Raw genomic sequence first — 1,261 nt, 5'->3', positions numbered from 1 at the left:
TGTAAGCTCCCCCGAAAACAGTACGGTTTAAAAGTATAAAAATTATTAACTTTAAATCGTAATTAAGACAATGAAAAAGAGTACATTCAATCCTGCAAAGATTGCAGGTGTTTTAAAGGAGTTTGCCAGCGGCCGCAGTGCCCAGGAACTGGCAAGGGAAAATGGCATCAGCACGGCCACTTTATACAAGTGGCGTCAGAAATACAACGGGATGGAAGCCAGTGAACTCAAGCGGGTGAAAGAGCTGGAAGAAGAGAATGCCCGGCTCAAGCGCATGTACGCAAACCTCGCGATGGAACTCGACGTTGCAAAATACATTATTGAAAAAAAGCTCTAAAGCCTTGTCGGAAACGGGAGATTGTCATGGAGATCCATGAGTTCCGTCCGAAGGATTCCGGCAAGGCTTTACGCGTCCTTAAATTAAGCAGAAGCAGTTTTCATTACCGCTCACTGAAAGATGATTCTACGGTGATGATGAAGCTTGAACAGCTTACACAGAGCCATCCGAGAGAAGGTTTCTGGAAGTACTATTACCGCCTGCGCAACCGGGGTGAAAAAATCAATCATAAGCGGCTACACCGAATTTATAAGGAAATGAAACTTCCCTTGCGTCGAAAGGTAAAGAAGCGCCTTCCTGCCAGAGTAAAAACGCAGTTGGAAGTGCCGGAAACATTCACTCACACGTGGAGTATTGATTTTATGAGTGACGTACTGGCCAACGGAAGAAAGTTCCGCAGTTTTAACGTGATTGATGATTATAACCGGGAAATTCTGCACATTGAGGCAGATTACAGCTTGAAAAGTTCGCGGGTAATCTGGATACTGAACCATCTGGTGAACCGCTATGGAAAGCCTGAGAAAATCCGCATGGATAATGGCCCTGAGTTTATAGCGAATATCGCTGAAGTCTGGAGTCTGGTAAACGAGATAAGCTTTGCTTACATTCAGCCGGGCAAGCCCACACAGAATGCCTACATCGAACGCTTCAACAAGACCTACAGAGATCAAATCCTGGATGCCTATATTTTTGAAAATCTGGAGGAAGTAAGAAGTGTTACGGAGGAATGGGTAAAGGATTACAACTACGAACGACCGCATGATTCATTGGGTGGTTTATCACCTGTGATGTGGAAAAATGGACAGCAAGCCCATGCTAAGGCAAGCACTTTTCCTGCCCGCTTTTCCACATCCGACAACAACAGCAGTAAAATATCAAGAAAAAATTCTACTTTTGAAGTGTACTGAAAATGGGGAGCTTACA

1 protein-coding gene and 1 pseudogene are annotated in these 1,261 nt (G+C 44.4%); both read left to right on the top strand.

The window, feature by feature from the left end:
• Positions 1-70: 70 nt before the first annotated feature.
• A complete protein-coding gene (locus NOV28_RS11255; RefSeq protein ID WP_380265565.1) occupies positions 71-337 on the top strand; it encodes a transposase in 267 nt (88 codons plus the stop codon).
• Between the two features lie 11 nt (positions 338-348).
• Positions 349-1,245, top strand: a pseudogene (locus tag NOV28_RS11170) (IS3 family transposase); the annotation flags it as partial.
• Positions 1,246-1,261: the final 16 nt, after the last annotated feature.

This window comes from Kaistella montana (assembly GCF_024436175.1).
GTDB classification, from domain to species: domain Bacteria; phylum Bacteroidota; class Bacteroidia; order Flavobacteriales; family Weeksellaceae; genus Kaistella; species Kaistella montana.
Note: the sequence above shows the minus strand (reverse complement) of the source record. Positions and strands in the feature narration are given on the sequence as shown.